Genomic DNA, 17,633 nt, shown 5'->3' with positions numbered 1-17,633 from the left:
TCGCCATGTCCAAGCTTCGTTCCGTAGTCGTCTGGTTGGTGCTGTATACGCAGGTCTGGACGCCCGTGCTGGCGCAGACCCTGCCCATCTCCGTGGACAAGAACGTGGCGGGCCAACGGCCCGTGGTGGGCACAGCCAACGGCGTGCCTGTGGTCAACATTGCGCCGCCCTCGGCCGGCGGCGTCTCGAACAACCGCTTCACCCAGTTCAACGTCGGTCCCTCGGGCGTCGTGCTGAACAACAGCGGGGCGGCGAGCCAGACGCAACTGGCAGGCCAGGTGGCGGGCAATCCGATGCTGGGCAACCAGCGCGCCGCAACCATCCTGAACCAGGTCACAGCAAACAATCCGTCGCGCTTGATGGGCATGCTGGAAGTCGCGGGCAACCGCGCCAACGTCATCGTCGCCAATCCGGCCGGCATTACCTGCAACGGCTGCGGCTTCCTGAATGCCAACCGCGCCACGCTGACCACCGGCAAGCCGATGATCGGTCCGGACGGCTCCCTGGGCTTTGACATTGCCAGCGGTCGTCTCGCCATCGAGGGCGCGGGCCTGTATGGCGCGAACCTCAGTCAAGTCGACCTGCTGGCTCGAACACTGGAGCTGAACGCGCAGGTGTGGGCTGATCGTCTGAACGTGGTGGCGGGCTCCGCGCGCGTGGGCTACGACGGCATCGATGTGTCGGCATTGGCCGGCGATGGCGCCGGCACGGGCGTCGCGCTGGATGTGGCGGCCCTGGGCGGCATGTACGCCAACAGCATCCGCTTGATCGGCACCGAGGCCGGCGTGGGCGTGAACGTGGGCGGCAACCTGGCGGCCCTGACCGGCACCCTTAGCGTCAGCGCCAATGGCGACGTCAGGATCCTGCCGTCGGGCCGCCTGCAGGCCGCCACCGACCTGTCGGTCCGAAGCGGACGCGACATCATCAACGATGGCACGGCCGCCGCGGGCGGCGCGCTGGCATTGAACGCGGCCGGCAAGTTCGCCAACAACAACGCCATGTCTTCAGGCGCGGGCGCCAGCATCGTGGCGCGTCAAATGGAGAACCGGGGCGCATTCACGGCAGGCCTGCGCAGCGACGGCACCATCAGTCCGCTGGGCGCGTTGAGCGTGCGGGTCGACCAGCTGCTCAACCCCGGCTCGCTCGTGGCAGGCGGCGATGCCACGGTAACCGCCGGCGTGCTGGGCCTGTCCGGCGGCAAGTTCGTCGCCGGCGGGCTACTGACGCTGGACGCCAGCGGCGCGATCAGCAATCGCGGCGGCGCCGTTTATGGCGGCTCGGTGGCGCTGCGCGCCGCCAACCTCGACAACACCGCGGGCAAACTCACCAGCGGCGGCGCGCTCGAGGGCCGCGTGGCAGGCGTGGTCGACAACACCGGCGGCACGCTGGCAGGCGCGGGCGCTGTTGACATCAGCGGCAAATCCTTGGTCAACGCAGCGGGGGGAGTGGTTTCGGGCGACAGCGTGGCGTTGCGCGGCAACGCCGGCATCGACAATCAGGGCGGATCGGTCCAGGCCAATGGCGCGCTGCGTGTCGAAACGGCGGGTGCGTTGGACAATCGGGGCGGCAAGCTGTTGGCCGGCAGCGCCGAGATCCAGGCGGCCAGCCTGGACAACCGCGCTGGCGTGGCGCAGGCGGATGGCAAGCTGGCCATCGCCAACACCGGCGCGCTGCGCAACCAGGGCGGCGGTCTGTATGGCGGTTCGGCCGACTTGAAGACGGGCAGCCTGGAGAACGCGGGCGGGCGCATCGCGACCGGCGGCGCGCTCGATCTGAATGCGGACGGCGCCGTCGACAATATCGGCGGCACCATCGCCGCGCAGGGCCAGGCGACGCTGAATGCGCAGCGCCTGGCCAATACCCGCGGCATCGTCGCCGCGAGCGGCCTGACGCTCAAGACACTGGGAGTGCTCGACAACAGCGGCGGCCTGATCCAGGCCGACAATGCCCTGGCCTTGAACGCGGGCAGCTTGAACAACCGCGACACGCTCGCCAACGGTATCGCGGGCGCTGGCGGCACCGCTGCCGGGGCCCTCGGGTTGATGGGCAAGCAGGTCACCTTGAACACCGGTTCGGTCGACAATCAGGCCGGTCGCATCGGCGCCGGACAGGACCTGGCGCTGACCACCGGCACGCTCGAGAACGCGCGTGGCAACGTGTCGTCCGATGCCAAGGCCACGCTGGCTTTCACCCGCCTGGCCAACACGGGCGGCGCGCTGACCGCGGGAGCATCGCTGGAACTCGTGACCGGCAACCTGGACAACGATGGCAAGATCCACTCGGGCCAGGACCTGAAGATAACGGCGGATACGCTCACCAACCGCGCGGGCGGTGAATTGATTGCCGTGCGCAACAACGAACTGGTCATCGGCGGCCTGCTGGCCAACGCCGGCCTGATCGACGGCGGCTACACCCGCATCACCGCCGGCAACCTGATCAACACCGGACGCATTTATGGCGACCGCATCGGCATCCAGACGCCGTTGCTGCAGAACGAGCCCAACGCCGTCATCGCCTCTCGTGGCGACATGGACCTGGGCGTGGGCACGCTGACCAACCGCGAGCATGCGCTGATCTATGCGGCAGGCGACCTGCGGATCGGCGGCGCGCTGGACGGCGCCGGCAAGGCGGCGGGGCAGGCGACGCTGCTGGCCAACGAATCGGCCACCATCGAAGCCGAACGCAACGCAGACATCGCCGCGGCCAGTATCCAGAATCGCAATCTGCACTTTGCCAGCGAAACGGTGGAGGTCGGCCGCGGTCCCAAGCTGTATTACCGCCTGGAGAATTCTACCGAGTTCCTGGACGGCTCCAAGCTGTGGCTCTGCGATGCCGTGACGGAACTGTGCGGCCGTGATCCCGTGACGTTCCTGGAGGATGATTCGGAGCGGCGCCTGTTGCTGCCGTCCACAAAATACCCCGAGTCGCGCTACGGGCCGCCCTTCGACTATTTCAAGGGACAGCGGGGAAAGGCCGGCGTCAGCGCGCCCATTCCGCCCGCGTGGCTGCCCGACCAATATGTCTGCGACGGACCCGGCGGCGATGCCGGCGGGTCTTGCACCACCGAGCCAGGAGGGCCGCGCTACAAGGCGGGCGAACGCATCTGGAGCGTGTTCGATGTCGCCGAACCCGTGGCTGTTCCTCCCATGGTGGAACAGAAATGCAACGGCAATCAGATTTGCCTCGTATCGACGCCGGAACGCGAGCAGGCGCTGGCCCTGAACAAGGCTCGCCACGATGAACTCGCGGGAAAGATCTACGCCTTCAACGCGGACTTCAACAGCAGGTTGGTCAAGAACTTCTTCTACTACAAGGTCGAGGAAGTCGTCATGGAAAGCCGCACCTTGTCGACAGATCCCGCCAAGATCATTGTCGGAGGCGCCGCCACATTCACCGGTACGGTCACCAATGACAAGAGCCGTATCGTTGCCGGTGGCACCTTGTCGGTGGTGGGTCCTGCGATCAACAACGTGGGCGCCGAAGGTGTCCGTTCAATCGAGCGGACAGGCATCGAAGTGCGCACGGTCGGCAAAGGGCAAGATCGCAATGAAAGCACCTCCGACTACAAGGACGTCGTAGCGCCCCAGCGCATCGAACTGGCCGTGGCCAGCTCGGACGGCAATACCGCGCCGCCCCAGACCGGCAATCGGTCGCCAGGCGCCAGCGCCATCGCCAACATTCAGGCGCCCGCGCGGGTCCTGGAGGTCGGCCTGCCTGGCAAGGGGGTCATTCGGGTCGTGACCCTGCCGCCCACGGTTCCTACCAACACCCTGTATCGCGTCATGACGGCGCCGGAAGCGCCGTACCTGATCGCCACCGACAGCCGGTTCCTGGGCCAGCGCCAACCCGTATCAAGCGACTTTCTGCTGCAGAAAATCAACCAGGACAGCGGCCACATTCTCAAGCGTCTGGGCGACGGCTTCTATGAGCAGAAGCTGGTCGCCGAACAGATCATGCTGGCCACCGGGCAACGCTTCGTCGGCGACTATACCGACAATGAAACCCAGTACAAGGCCCTGCTGGCCGCGGGCGCCGACTTCGCCACTCAATACGGGCTGACGGTGGGCACCGCGCTGACCGAAGAGCAGATGCGGCACCTGACCAGCGACATCGTCTGGCTTGTGGAACAGACGGTCACGCTGCCTGATGGAAGCCAGCAGACGGTGCTTGCGCCGCAGGTATATCTTGCCGTCAAGCCGGGCGACCTGCGTGGCGACGGTACGTTGATCGCGGGGCGCGACACGCGCATAAACACCTCGGGCGACGTCAATAACAGCGGCACCATCGGCGCGCGCAACGCGTTGGTCGTCGAGGCCGAGAACGTACGCAATACCGTTGGCTCGATGCAGGGCAAGACAGTAAACCTGGCGGCGCGCAACGATATCGAGAATCTGGCGGGGTTGCTCAAGGGTGACAAGGTCGCGTTGAGCGCCGGGCGCGATGTCAATCTGAAAGCCTCGACGCAATCGAACGCCAGCGGCGGGGTCAGCAGCACGCGGATCGACGGCGTGGCGCGTATCGATGCCGGTGACTTGAACGTGCAAGCCGGGCGCGACGTCAACGCGCAGGCCGCGGGTATTTCCGCGACCGGTGACGCGCGTATCCAGGCGGGCAATGACATCAACCTGACCACCGAGCAGGAGCGGTATGCCGAGTCATACGACTACGGCAAGAAGAATCGCTCCGAGATGCGGTCTGCCACCGAAGTGGGATCGCGCATCGTCGCTGGCGGCAATCTCACGCTGATTGCCGGACAGGACGTGAACGCTCGCGCGGCCGAAGTCACCTCGGACAAGCAGCTGGCCGTGGGGGCGGGACGCGACATCAATGTCGTCGCCGGCACCGACAGCAATTACGCCTACAGCGAGACCTATTACAAGAAGCGCGGGTTCCTGTCGAGCAAGAGCGAACACCGCAAGACCGAGTCGGACTGGACAACATCGGCTTCCTCGACTTTCACGGGCGACAGTGCAGTGCTGATGGCCGGACGCGACCTGAACGTCGTTGGCTCCAATGTGGCAGCCCAGAACGACCTTGTCATGTCGGCTGACCGTAACGTCAATATCGTGGCAGCGCAGAACACGTCCGAGGAGTACCAGTACGAAAAGGTCAAGAAATCTGGTTTTGGGGCGATGGGCGGCCTGAGCTATGGCTCGCGCCAACAGACCGATATTCTGGATGGCGATAAGGTGCTGCATACCGCGAGCACGGTGGGCAGTGTCCAGGGTAACGCGCTCATCAACGCCGGCAAGTCGCTCAATGTTGTTGGCAGCAATGTGCTGGCGCGCCAAGGCGATGTGACGCTGATCGGGCGTGACGTGAACATCGCGGCCGCAGTCGATACCGCGCGCGAGAAGGAGTTCCACGAGGTCAAACAGAGCGGCTTGAGCATCAACGCGAGCACGCCGCTGTTGAGCGCGATGCAGACCGCCAGCAAGATGAGCAACGCGGCGGGCAAGACCGACAACAAGGTCATGCAGGGGCTAGCCCTGGCCACGACCGGCTTGGCCGGCGTCAATGCCTATGACGCGATTCAGGCAGATCCCCGTGCGGCGGGCGGCCTGAACATCAGTATCGACCTGGGATCGAGCAAGAGCCAAAGCACCACAAAGCGCGAATCCGCGTCGGTTCGCGGGTCCACCGTGGCTGCAGGACGGGATCTGACCGTTATCGCGCAAGGCGGGGGCCAGGCTTCCAACGTTACGGTGACGGGATCGAGCCTGTCGGCCGGCAACAACGCGGCCATCAAGGCGGACGGTGACATTGCTCTGCGCGCCGCCCAGAACACCTTCGAGCAGCACAGCACGAACAAGAGCACCAACGCCAGTATCGGCGTCGGTGTGACTGTGGGCTCACAGGGGGTGGGCTTCACGCTGAACGTCGCGGCCAGCGCCGCGCGCGGCAAGGCCGATGGCAAGGACACCAGCTGGACCAGCAGTACGGTGACGGCGGGCAAGGTGCTTGGCCTGCAGTCTGGCGGCGACACGTCGTTGATCGGCGCCATCGGCCAGGCTGATCGGATCGTGGCGTCGGTCGGCAACAACCTGCGCATCGAGACCTTGCAGGACATAAGCACCTACGCGTCCAAACAGCAAAGCGCGGGCATCGCAGGCAGTCTTTGCTATGGGTATTGCACCAGCACCATATCTGGCAATGTGTCGCAAGGCCAGATGAAGAGCAACTTCAAGTCAGCCTCGGAGCAGGCGGGCCTGAAAGCGGGGGATGGCGGCTTCATCGTCGATGTCAAGAACAACACGACGCTGATAGGCGGGCTCATCGCCAGCAGCGACAAGGCCGTGGCCGAGGGGCTGAACACGCTGGCGACGGGCACGCTGGTGACCGAGAACCTGAAGAACAGCGCCAGCTACAAGGCGAGCCAAGTCGGGATCAGCGGCGGGTACGGATGGGGCGGCTCGGGCGGAAAGGATGGTGGCAAGGATGCTGGGCTGGGTACGGACGCCAAGGGCAACGTGGCCGGTGGCTCGAAGGCGCAGCCGGGCACGAGCGTGCCGCAGACATCGGGCGGGCTTGGGATGGGCACCCCGGTGGTGGCCGCCGCCAGCGGCCGGGACAGCTCGACCACGTATAGCGCGATCAGTGGCGGCACGGTGGTGATCCGCGATGAGGTTGCTCAGCAAAATCTGACGGGAATGACGGCGGCCGAGACGATCGCCTCGCTCAACCGTGACACGTCGTCCGATACCTTGAATGCGCTTAAACCGATCTTTGACAAGGAGAAGATCGAGGCGGGGTTCGAGATTGTGGCGGAGTCTCAGCGGCAGGTGGGGCAGTTCTTGACGAATCGGGCCAAGGAAGCCAAAGCGCTGGAAGATGCGCTGAAGATTGAGCCTGAAGGACCCCGTCGAGATCAATTGCGGCAAGCCTTTGAGGATGCGAAGACGTGGGGGCCGGGTGGCGAGAGCCGTCGTTGGCTGACCGCGATCATGGGGGCTGTCAGCGGGAATGTGACCGGCGCCGCCGGTGACGCGATACAGGCTGTCGCGGTCAACTATTTGCAAGGGTTGGCGGCGTCCCAGGTAAAGGAGATTGTCTCGGCACTGGGAGACGGGCCGCAGGCGGAAGCTGCTCGCGCCGCAATGCACGCGATTGTGGGATGTGCGGGGGCCGCCGGCAAGGGCAGCGATTGCAGCGCGGGAGCACTTGGTGCGGGTTCCGGGGCTGTGATTAATGCGTTGCTGGGTGGCGATGCATCAAAGATGACCCCGGAAGAGAAGGAGGTGCGTCGCAACCTGATCGGCTCGCTGGTAGCGGGAATTGCACAAGCGTCAGGCGTGTCTGGCGCCGAGGCGGTTTTCGCAGCGAACAACGAGACGGAAAACAACGCCTTGAGCGTGCCGGAACATCAAGCGCGAATTCAAGAAAAAGCGCAATGCAATTTCGACACGCAATGCGAACGGCGTGTCGCGAAAAAGTATAAGGAGATCGATGATCGGAATAGAAAGGCGTTGGCGCAGTGCGCGAGCGTGGACGCTTGTCGAGCAGAAATAGAAGCAGCGACGGCTCGGCTAGGGGAGTACAACAGCCGAATTGCGAATTTGGAAGAAAAGCTGCGTAGTGACGGCGGGCTGAGCGCTTCCGAGTGGGAGGAGTGGTCGATTCTAAAGATATCCGCGTCCGTAATGCTCGATGCGGATCGCAATGCCGCGATCAAGAATTACCTTTTGCTGGGAGGCGATCAGGCCAAGCAGCTTGCGTGGGATGAAATAGCGAAGGCGGGTGTAGCAGGGGCTGCGGCGGCAGTGGGCGCTGTTGGGTCTAATAAGACGTCGGTTGCTGGAGTGAAAGGTGGTGGATCGCCAACAGCTTCCATGCTTCCGAAAAATTTTGGCGAATCAGTTCTCGGACATAACACCCAGATTGGAGTGCGAAATAGTAAAGCGGGAACAATCTCTGGTGCTCACAACCGCGACGCCTTTCTGGAGTCGGTTGAAATAACTGGCGCGAAAGTTACCAACAAAATCACGGATGTCCATTATCCAGGCCTTGTCGAATATAGCTACCAGTTGCCTAGAACCAACACCAATGGCGAATTGATTGGCGGATATAAGCCGATATCCACAAAAACGACATACGATCCCAAGATCCTACCAGATAGCAAGGTGGCTGATATGTCTAGCCGTGCCGCAATTCAAGCCGGTCTTTTGTTTGTAAACAATCCTACGTTAAGAGAGGCCAGCATTAAAGTGGATGGCTATTATTTCCAGGTTACACGTAATGGCAAGACTGGGGAAATAACAAATTCCTTTATAACCATGCCGCCTAGGACAAAATGATGACTAATTTGGCTTGGCTCGAGAGGCTTAAGGAGTCATTTGCGTCAACTGGTCTGAACTATGAAGATCTATACGAATTGATAAAGGCCTCTATCGCGAGGGGCAGGGCCAGTTTTCCAGCGCTTATATATGACGCTTCGAGGGGGATCGGTTTCTCTGTGAGTGAAGGGTTTTTTTACTCTCTTGATCAAGACTGGGATGATCCCAAGGATTTCAATGAGGTCAGTTTTTTTTTGGGCGAAATGGAAACCTCAAGCATTTCAGTGTCCGACTATGTATTTTTGATGAAAATCGCGGCTAGCGTTTATTCTGCCTTTTTTCCCGATGAGGCGAGCGGTGTTCTAAAATCCGCAGAAAAACTAGAGGAGCGATATTTAAAGAAGGGGCCTAACCGGGAATAAGGGGTCTTACTCTGATTCTATAGGCAACGAATACCTTTGCCGTAAAAGCTGCGGATGTTGGCCCTAGAACAATGTTCCGCCCCGATCCTACGCAGCATGGTTATCCAACCAATCAGGATTATTTCAATGCTCAATGAACCGACTAATTTTTGTCGTGTTTGTGGTTTGGAACAGCCGTATCCCCAATATGGGGAAAGTGGGCGTGTTCCAACGTTTGAAATATGCTCTTGCTGTGGGGTGGAGTTTGGCTATGAAGATGCCACTATTGCAGGAACCGTAAGGTTTAGAAACGCTTGGATGGCAAGAGGGAAGGAGTGGTTTCATACAGACAAGAGGCCAAAAGACTGGGCTTGGGAAAGACAAAAAGAACGGATACCTGATGTTTTCAAGTAATTTTGTGCGAAAGGATCGGCGGTCGCTCTTCAGAATTTCGGCGGGTGCACTGCTAATGACCATGTCGCTGCAGCAGCTGCACCCATCAACAAGGAGGACTTGGAGCCGGTAGGCCCGGTCGCCGAGCCGTGCCGCAGGCATGGCATCAGCAACGCCACGCGTCCCATCGGTGCAATTCATGCCTCGGTTGACCTGTGCTGCAATCGTCTATTGGTCGATGTCTAATTGACAGGGCGCTTTCGGGATGCGCCGGAACCCGTGGATATGTGGATGATCGCTGCGCCACGACTAGGTTGACCGGCGTTAATGCCTATGACGCAATCCAGGCAGATCCCCGCGCGGCGGGCGGCCTGGACATCAGTATCGACCTGGGATCGAGCAAGAGCCAAAGCACCACAAAGCGCGAATCCGGGTCGGTTCGTGGGTCCTCCGTGGCTGCAGGAGGGGATCTGACCGTTATCGTGCAAGGCGGGGGCCAGGCTTCCAACGTTACGGTGACGGGATCGAGCCTGTCGGCCGGCAACAACGCGGCCATCAAGGCGGACGGTGATATTGCTCTGCGCGCCGCCCAGAACACCTTCGAGCAGCACAGCACGAACAAGAGCATCAACGCCAGTATCGGCGTCGGTGTGACTGTGGGCTCGAATGGGGCGGGTTTTACGCTGAACGTGGCGGCCAGCGCCGCGCGCGGCAAGGCCGATGGCAAGGACACCAGCTGGACCAGCAGCACGGTGACGGCGGGCAAGGTGCTTGGCCTGCAGTCTGGCGGCAGCACGCCCTTGAATTGATTTTGATTTATAGAAGGAAGCTATGAACTACTATGAGCTACCTCTTTTTAAATATGTTTATTTTGAAGATAGCTATGTTTTAGGGATTGAAGAGAAAAGTGAATCTTTAGTTTTTTATTTGGAAGTGGTTCTCACTGAAGAAAACCCTTTATATATGCCGCCCAAGCCTGGGGAGCGGTATTTCTATAAAAAAGCCATATTGACTTTTAATGATATTAGGGTCAAAAACTGGATTGAGAGAAACTCTTCAGAAACTAAAGATGGCTCGGGAAGTATTGATTATGGGAATATTGATTTATTTAAATTAGAAGGTGGCATTTATACCTTGTCGGGTGACTGGGGTGTTTTGAAGGTCGAGTGTGAAAATATTGATTTTCAATGGGCTGATTTTTAAAACGCCTCAGCCATGTCGAGGGTGTTGGCCTGCTCTCGGATTTTCGTGCTATTGCAGTTTTTTTTTTGGAAAATTACCTCCAAGGAGAAAAGGATGTGATGAAAGTATCACTAAGCGAAGAACAGACCCTCGTGCAAAGCGTGGCACTATCTCCAGCCCGCTGCGCTTGGTCTGATATCGCTGCACACCTTCAAACTCCTTGAGCCCGCACAAGCCACGGGCTAGTCGTACCAAGCACGACACGAGGTCATGACGGACGACAAGTCGTATTCGATCGCGACCCGCTACGCTTCCAATATGGGGCATCAATCATTGCCGCCCCATTGAAGGAGCCAAGCATGAACCTGGATGAATCGATTCAAAAGCACGCCGAGTGGAAACTGAAGTTCCGTTCCGCCATCAGCAGAAAGGAGCAGATGGATGCGGAAACTATTGGCAAGGACAATTGTTGCCAGCTCGGGGTCTGGCTATATGGGGAAGGGAAGCTGAAGTACAGCGCGAAGCCCGAGTTTGGCGCGATCGTCCAGAAGCACAAGGCGTTTCATGCCGAGGCAGGCAAGATCGCCCGCTTGATCAACAGCAACCAGTACGAGCAGGCGGAGAAGGAAATGGGCACCGGCACGCCCTATTCGCAGGCCTCCAGCGCGGTTGGCGCGGCCATCATCGCTTTCAAGCGACACCTGTAAGGGAAGGCGCCTGTCACGCGACAGGCGCCGCCTCGTCCCTCACACCGCCCATTCTCCCAGCCGATACGCCGAATCCCAGAACATCCACTCCAACTGCGCCGCATGCGTATACGTCCGGTGCATCTCGTCTCGCGTCTGGGGCGAGGCCTTCTCGGCCGCCTGGTCCACCGACGCAATCACTTCACGCACCAGCGCGTGGAATTCCTCCCCGGCGTATGTATCGATCCACGCCCCATACGGATTCGGACGGGTTGCGCGCGAGTGAATGTCGCGCCCGATCTCGGCATAGATCCAGAAGCACGGCAGCAACGCCGCCAGCGCCACTGGATACGGCGCGCTCCACGCCGTGGCGATGAGGAAGCTGGTGTAGTGATGGCTGGCCGGCGATAGCGGGGTGCTGGCGAAGGTCTCGCCGTCGATGCCGAACTGCTTCATGAAGCCTTCATGCAGGCTGCGTTCGACCACCACGGCGTTCTTGGCCGCGTCGGCGAACTGCACCACGCCGTCGGCATGGTCGGCCTTGGCGGCGGCGACCGCCAGGGCGCGGCCGAAGGCCAGCAGGTAGTGGGCGTCCTGGATCATGTAGTGGCGGAACGCCTGTTCGCTGAGCTGGCCGCTGGCCAGTTCCTGGTTGAACGGCATGGTGCGCGTTTTTTCGTACAGCGCGGCGTTGCGCGCCCAGGCGTCGGTGCTGAAAGACATGGCAATCCTCGAGTCGAAATCGGACGGCGCGTAAAGGAAGCAAGCGCGCCGTGACCGCGACCCAAGGATATCAAGACTTACTGCATGTACCACCCATGGCTCACCACGAACGACTGTCCCGTGAACGCCGCGCTGGGGAAGGCCGACAGGAACAGAGCCGTCTGCGCCACGTCCTCGACGGTGGTGAAGACGCCGTCGACGGTATCGCCCAGCATCACTTTCTTGACCACGTCTTCTTCGCTGATGCCCAGTTCCTTGGCCTGCTCGGGAATCTGCTTTTCGACCAGGGGCGTGCGCACGAAGCCGGGGCAGATGACGTGCGAGCGCACGTTGTGCTTGGCGCCTTCCTTGGCCAGTACCCGCGCCAGGCCCAGCAGCGCGTGCTTGGCGGCGACGTAGGCGGACTTGAGCGGCGAGGCTTCGTGCGAATGCACCGAGCCCATGTAGATGACCACGCCGCCGCGATCGTCCTTGTACATGTGCTTGAGCGCGGCCTTGGTGGTGAGGAACGCGCCGTCGACGTGGATGGCCTGCATTTTCTTCCAGTCGGCGAAGGCGAAGTTCTCGATGGGGTTGACGATCTGGATGCCGGCGTTCGAGATCAGGATGTCGATGCTGCCATAGGCGGTGGCGACGCGGTCGATGCCCTGGTTGACGGCGTCTTCGTTGGTGACGTCCATGGCCACGCCCATGGCCTTGCCGCCGGCCTGTTCGATTTCGCGGGCGACGGCGTCGGCGCCGGCCTGGTTCAAGTCGGCAATGGCGACCGCGGCGCCGGCGCGCGACAGGGTCAGCGCGATTTCCTTGCCGATGCCGCTGGCGGCGCCGGTGACGACGGCGACTTTTCCGTTCAGATTGCTCATGCTGGGGACCTCCGGGTAAGGATGCCGCGAGCCGGGATGCGCCCGCGGATGCGAGGGGCATGGCTTTGATGGTAGCGCGCCAAAATGAGAGCGGCCTGAACGCCATGCGCCGGTAACCATCCATGTCATTTGCTTCCACGCGGGCATCGCGCCGATGTTCATGCGGCGATGCGCGGGTGAGAGGCAATCATGGACGACAGGCGATGGGCAACGCGTGGGTTGTTACGAATCCGCCCTGCGGCGCTGCAAGCTGCCATTGCCGGCCGCGGCCGGCTGCGCGAGAATCCGCGGCAGTCGGTGCCGCCACAGGGGTGGCTACCCGGGTTCTTTACAGGGCGAAGACAAACGTGCCAGCAGTCATGGATGGTCGAGCGGACGGGAAAATGGCGGGCAGATGGGCGCGCCGCATCGCGGCGTCCGTGCTGGGGTTGGCGGCGGGCTTGGCGCAGGCCGCCCATGTCGTGGTGGACACCGGCCATACGCCCCGGCAGCCGGGCGCGACAGGCGCCAGCGGGCGGGTGGAGTACCTGTACAACCTGGACCTGAGCGGCGCGGTGGCGGCCGACCTGCAGGCATCGGGTGATCGCGTGACGCGGGTGTCGGCCGACGGCGCCGAGGTGCCGCTGGGTCGCCGTACCCGGATCGCGCCGGGTGCGGATTTCTTCATCTCGATCCACCACGACTCGATGCAGCAGCACTACATCGACGCCGGCCGCCAGCGCGAATTCGCGGGGTTTTCGATTTTCGTGTCGCGGCTCAATCCCCGTTATGAGGACAGCCTGCGCTGCGCCAAGGCGATCGGCGAAGCGCTGCTGGCGGCGGGCGAGAAGCCGTCGCTGTATCACGCCGAACCCATCGCCGGTGAAAACCGGCCGTTGCTGGACCCGCGCCTGGGTGTGCATCGCTACGATGGGCTGGCGGTGCTCAAGACCGCCACGATGCCGGCGGTGCTGGTGGAGGCGGGGGTGATCGTGAACCCGGATGAGGAAGCCCGGCTGGCCAAGCCCGAGACCATCCAGCGGCTGGCTCGCGCGATTGCCGATGGCGTGCAGGCTTGCCAGGCGCGCTAGCCTGGCGCGCGGGGCGGGGCAACGGGCCGGAAAAATGGCGATGTCCGGCGAGATGGATAAAATCCCGGTTTCGAGGGGGCCGCGCCATCTCGCGGATGTGGCGGCGCGAAGCGAAAACGACCCCGGAGGCGATCCGGCCCGTGGCATGCGTTGCGAGGACAAGGACTGAGAATGCTGAAAAGAAAACTGACGGCGCTGGGCATGAGCCTGGCGCTCACCCTGATGGGTGTTTCCATGTCGCCCGCCCAGGCCCAGGCGCCCGCGCAGCAAAAGGAAGAGCCCGAGCGCTATGGCCCGTTCTTCTACCTGCCCAGCGAGCCGAACCTGCTGATCTACGTCGGCGCGGTCAGCGCCAACGACCTGCTGCACATGAAGAAGGCGCTGCGCGAGCATCCGACCATCTCCACCCTGATCCTGCAGAACAATGGTGGCGGCCTGGTGCACATCGGGCTGGTGGTGGCCGAAGAGGTCTACGAGCGCGGGCTCAATACCTACATCCCCAAGGACAGCTACTGTGCCTCGGCATGCGCGTTCGTGTTCTTCGCGGGTCGCCAGCGGCTGGCCGAAGGCCGTCTTGGCGTGCACCAGATCACCGCGCCCGAAATGACGGGCGAACAGGCCCAGTTCGGCGTGTCGGATATCGTCACCACCCTGCCCAAGTACGGGGTGTCGGCGGACGTGCTGGGCATCATGTTCAGCACGCCGTCCAAGGACATGTATTTCTTTTCGCCGCAGGAAATCGCCAAGTACGGCATCAACCGCACGGGCAATGTGAAGACGGCTTCCAGCGAGCCGCAGCAGGGCGGCGCCCCGCGCACGGTGCCGGCGGCCGGACCCGCCACCGCGACCGCGCCGCAGGCCCAGGCGCCGGACGACGATACCCGGCTGCCGCCGCGCAAGCCGGCCGCGCCCAATGCCGCGCCAGCGCCATCCGGCCCGCCGCCGGTGACCAATCCGTACATGACCAAGAATCCTCCCGCGCCGGCGCCGCTCTCGGACGAGCAGCGCGCGATCAACGCCGCGACGCTGATGATCCAGGCGGGCAGCGGGACCAATGAAGAGGCGATGAATTTCACGCGCGAGTTCTACGCGGATACGGTCGACTACTTCAAGAAGTCGCGCCCGAAGTCGGAGATCCTGGCGGACAAGACGGCCTACTTCGCCCGTTGGCCGGTGCGGCGCTTCGTGGTCGACCAGAACTCGCTGAAGGCCAAGTGCCAGGACCAGATGTGCATGGTCAAGGGGCTCTACGATTTCAAGGTGTCGAGTCCGGAGCGCGGCAAGACCGCGACCGGCACCTCCAATTTCACTTACGTCCTTGACCTGCGCAACCGCTACCGCATCGTCATGGAAGACAGCGAGGTCGTCAGCCGCTGAACCAGCGGCCAGGCGCCAGGGAGAAGCACCATGGGTTTCACGAATCGCGCGGCGCGGCTGCTGTGCCTGGCCGGGCTGGGCGCCCTGGGGGCGCCGGCGTGGGCGATCGATTGCCACAAGGCCGGCACGCCCGCCGAGAAGCTGATTTGCTCGGATCGCGGCGCGGTTGCCGCCGACGCCGAGTTGAACCGGGCCTACGCCGCGTTGCTCAAGCAGGCGCCGGATGCGCAGATCCGCGCGATGCTGGTGGACAGCCAGCGCCGCTGGATCGAGGCTCGCAACATGCGCCTGGAGGGGTTGGTGTCCGACCCCGAATCGCTGCCCGACGAGAAGACGCCGGGCGCCGTCGCGGCCGACCTGATCCGCTCCCGCGCCAGCGAGTTCAAGGAGCGCGGGAAAGGCGACAGTCTTCCCAGGTTGATCCGCGTGGCGTTGAGCCAGCGCGAGTTCCGCAAGCAGTTCACGGGCGGCCCTTACTCGGGCTATGAGACGTCATGCGATGTCTTGCCGCCCGACTACAAGTACTACGCCTGCTTTTCGACCCGGCATTACCAGAACGATGATCGCGTCTGCAGCACGGAAGAGTATTGGGCCACCGGCTCGGTGTACGTACAGCGCTATGTGGCCAAGGTGGTCGACAACAAGCCAATGCCGATCGCGTCCTGCTCGTACAACGGCAACGACGCGAGCTGCCCGGGCAGCATTGACGACGACGCACGCTGGAATACCGGCCCCAAGGTGAAGGCGCCGACGTATTCGTCCAAGCCCTTGCCCCAGCTCGATGGCGAGGTCGACGACAGCGACGACCATGCCTGGATCAAGGCCTGCCTGACCGACAGCGGCTTCCCGTTGTCCAACCCGACGAAGGCGGGCGGCTAGGCTGCACGCGAAGCGCGTCGGCGGGTCGACGCGCCCCTTGCGGGCAGCATTGGCATGTCGATGGGCCTAGCCCGGGGCCCGCGCCAGGCGCTTGCGGTGATGCCGGGCGTATTCTTGCAGCGCGTCGCGCAATACCACCGCCTGGTTGTGCTCGGTATCGCGGGCGCCATACAACAGGGTCACCGGGCGCGCGCCGGCGGCCTGCAGTAGGGCGTCCATGCGGGCCTGTTGCTCGGGTTCGGCCAGTTCGGCCAGGTATTTCTCGCGGAAGGTGTCCCAGCGTTCGTCGACGTGGCAAAACCACTTGCGCAGTTCGCTGCTGGGAGCGAGGTCCTTGGCCCATTCGTCCAGCGCCAGGTCGGCGCGGCGCAGGCCGCGGGGCCACATGCGGTCCACCAGGGCCCGGTAGTGCCCATCGGGGCCGATACCTTCATAGACGCGCTGCACGGAAATGGCGGACGGCTTCATGGCGGCTCCTGTCGGGGATGCCACCAGTCTACTTCCGCGGCGTACCGAGCCAGGCCGTGGCCTTGGCCTCGCTTTCCGTGGCGCCGCTGGCGCGCAGCAGCAGGAAGCCCGCCACCGCCGAGGCCAGTGAACCGGTCAGCACGCCGATCTTGGTGGCATCGACCGCGGCCGGATCGGTGAATGCCAGCGCGCCGATGAACAGGCTCATCGTGAAGCCGATGCCGCACAGCAGGGCCACGCCATACAGCTGCGTGAAACTGGCATGGCGCGGCAGGCTGGCGATGCCGGACCGGATGGCCAGCCAGGCGAAACCGAACACGCCCAGCTGCTTGCCCAGGAACAGGCCCAGCGCCACGCCCAGCGGCACGGGTTGCGCCAGGCTGGACAGGCCCATGCCCGCGAATGACACGCCGGCATTGGCGAAGCCGAACAGCGGCACGATCAGCAGGGCCACGGGCTTGTGCAGCGCGTGTTCCAGCGCGTGCAGCGGCGAATGCGCGCCCGCGTGGCCCTGGTTCTGCGGACGCAGCGGGATGGTCAGGGCCAACGCGACGCCGGCCAGCGTGGCGTGCACGCCGGACTTCAGCACGAAATACCAGAGCACCACGCCGATCAGCAGATAGGGCGCCAGGCGCAGCACGCCCGCCCGGTTCAGGCAGACCAGGCAGGCCAGCAACGCGCCGGCCATGGCCAGCGCGAACAGGTTCAGTTCGGACGTGTAGAACAGCGCGATGATGACGATGGCGCCCAGGTCGTCCAGGATAGCCAGCGCCGTCAGGAACACCTTCAGGGAGGTCGGCACGCGGCTGCCGAGCAGGGCCAGGATGCCGAGGGCGAAGGCGATGTCGGTGGCGGCTGGAATGGCCCAGCCGCGCAGCGTGTCGGGGCTGCCCAGGTTGACCAGGACGTAGATGAGGGCGGGCATCGCCATGCCGCCCAGGGCGGCGATGCCCGGCAGCACGATGCGGGCCGCCCCGCGCAACTGGCCGTCCAGCACTTCGCGCTTGATCTCCAGCCCGACCAGCAGGAAGAACACGGCCATCAGGCCGTCGTTGATCCAGTGCAGCACCGATTCCTTGAGTATCACCGGGCCGGCCTGGAAGCCCAGCTTGGCCCCGAGCGCTTCGAAATAGTAAGGGGCGAGCGGACTATTGGCGATGACCAGGGCGACCACGGCGGCCAGCATCAGGACATAGCCGCCAAGGGCTTCGGAGCGGAGGAACGCCTGCAGGAAAGAAACGGGCCGGGACGGGGGCGGGGCCTGCAGGGTCAATATTCGCTCCTTGATTGCTGCGGTGCAGCGTAACGCTGGGAAAGT

At 63.0% G+C, this 17,633-nt stretch carries 12 protein-coding genes; 8 read left to right on the top strand and 4 right to left on the bottom strand.

Going from position 1 to position 17,633, the window contains the following annotated elements; translation table 11 throughout:
* Positions 1-5: 5 nt before the first annotated feature.
* The 5 genes from AC6CR5_RS18950 (at position 6) to AC6CR5_RS18930 (ending at position 10,956) form a co-directional block, all read left to right on the top strand.
* Entirely contained in the window at positions 6-8,294 is an 8,289-nt protein-coding gene (locus AC6CR5_RS18950; RefSeq protein ID WP_498084815.1) for a hemagglutinin repeat-containing protein, read from the top strand.
* Positions 8,291-8,695, top strand: a complete 405-nt coding sequence (locus tag AC6CR5_RS18945) for a hypothetical protein (protein WP_173361342.1) — start codon at positions 8,291-8,293, stop codon at positions 8,693-8,695. Before AC6CR5_RS18950 ends, AC6CR5_RS18945 begins: the two co-directional genes overlap by 4 nt.
* A gap of 686 nt (positions 8,696-9,381) precedes the next feature.
* Positions 9,382-9,876, top strand: coding sequence for a hemagglutinin repeat-containing protein (locus AC6CR5_RS18940; RefSeq protein ID WP_165601384.1), 495 nt, complete (start codon positions 9,382-9,384; stop codon positions 9,874-9,876).
* A 22-nt stretch (positions 9,877-9,898) separates the two neighbouring features.
* The gene (locus tag AC6CR5_RS18935; protein ID WP_082402855.1) at positions 9,899-10,270 is read left to right on the top strand and encodes a hypothetical protein; all 372 of its coding nucleotides are present in this window, start codon (positions 9,899-9,901) and stop codon (positions 10,268-10,270) included.
* A gap of 338 nt (positions 10,271-10,608) precedes the next feature.
* On the top strand, positions 10,609-10,956 hold the full coding sequence (locus AC6CR5_RS18930; RefSeq protein ID WP_006389811.1) for a CZB domain-containing protein: 348 nt from the start codon (positions 10,609-10,611) through the stop codon (positions 10,954-10,956).
* A gap of 39 nt (positions 10,957-10,995) precedes the next feature.
* Here AC6CR5_RS18930 and tenA read toward each other — a convergent pair whose 3' ends face one another.
* Together tenA and AC6CR5_RS18920 are read right to left on the bottom strand one after the other, a co-directional pair.
* A complete protein-coding gene (gene tenA, locus AC6CR5_RS18925) occupies positions 10,996-11,658 on the bottom strand; it encodes a thiaminase II (RefSeq protein WP_498084814.1) in 663 nt (220 codons plus the stop codon).
* A gap of 77 nt (positions 11,659-11,735) precedes the next feature.
* The gene (locus AC6CR5_RS18920) at positions 11,736-12,521 is read right to left on the bottom strand and encodes a 3-hydroxybutyrate dehydrogenase (RefSeq protein WP_026382095.1); all 786 of its coding nucleotides are present in this window, start codon (positions 12,519-12,521) and stop codon (positions 11,736-11,738) included.
* Between the two features lie 383 nt (positions 12,522-12,904).
* On the opposite strand from AC6CR5_RS18920, the gene AC6CR5_RS18915 reads away from it, so the two are divergent.
* The 3 genes from AC6CR5_RS18915 to AC6CR5_RS18905 all read left to right on the top strand — a co-directional run bounded on the left by AC6CR5_RS18915 (position 12,905) and on the right by AC6CR5_RS18905 (position 15,847).
* Positions 12,905-13,591 carry an N-acetylmuramoyl-L-alanine amidase family protein gene (locus tag AC6CR5_RS18915; RefSeq protein ID WP_045952945.1) on the top strand — a complete coding sequence of 229 codons (687 nt, stop codon included), beginning with the start codon at positions 12,905-12,907 and terminating at the stop codon, positions 13,589-13,591.
* A gap of 171 nt (positions 13,592-13,762) precedes the next feature.
* Positions 13,763-14,968 carry a COG3904 family protein gene (locus AC6CR5_RS18910; protein WP_020925945.1) on the top strand — a complete coding sequence of 402 codons (1,206 nt, stop codon included), beginning with the start codon at positions 13,763-13,765 and terminating at the stop codon, positions 14,966-14,968.
* A gap of 30 nt (positions 14,969-14,998) precedes the next feature.
* Entirely contained in the window at positions 14,999-15,847 is an 849-nt protein-coding gene (locus tag AC6CR5_RS18905) for a lysozyme inhibitor LprI family protein (protein ID WP_498084813.1), read from the top strand.
* A gap of 66 nt (positions 15,848-15,913) precedes the next feature.
* Here AC6CR5_RS18905 and AC6CR5_RS18900 read toward each other — a convergent pair whose 3' ends face one another.
* Both AC6CR5_RS18900 and nhaA read right to left on the bottom strand, forming a co-directional pair.
* Positions 15,914-16,315 (bottom strand): DUF488 domain-containing protein, encoded by a 402-nt coding sequence (locus tag AC6CR5_RS18900; protein WP_006389819.1) that lies wholly within the window; start codon positions 16,313-16,315, stop codon positions 15,914-15,916.
* Between the two features lie 28 nt (positions 16,316-16,343).
* A complete protein-coding gene (gene nhaA, locus AC6CR5_RS18895; protein WP_054446354.1) occupies positions 16,344-17,588 on the bottom strand; it encodes a Na+/H+ antiporter NhaA in 1,245 nt (414 codons plus the stop codon).
* Positions 17,589-17,633: the final 45 nt, after the last annotated feature.

It is taken from the genome of Achromobacter sp. EG18 (genome assembly GCF_059759395.1).
Note: the sequence above shows the minus strand (reverse complement) of the source record. Positions and strands in the feature narration are given on the sequence as shown.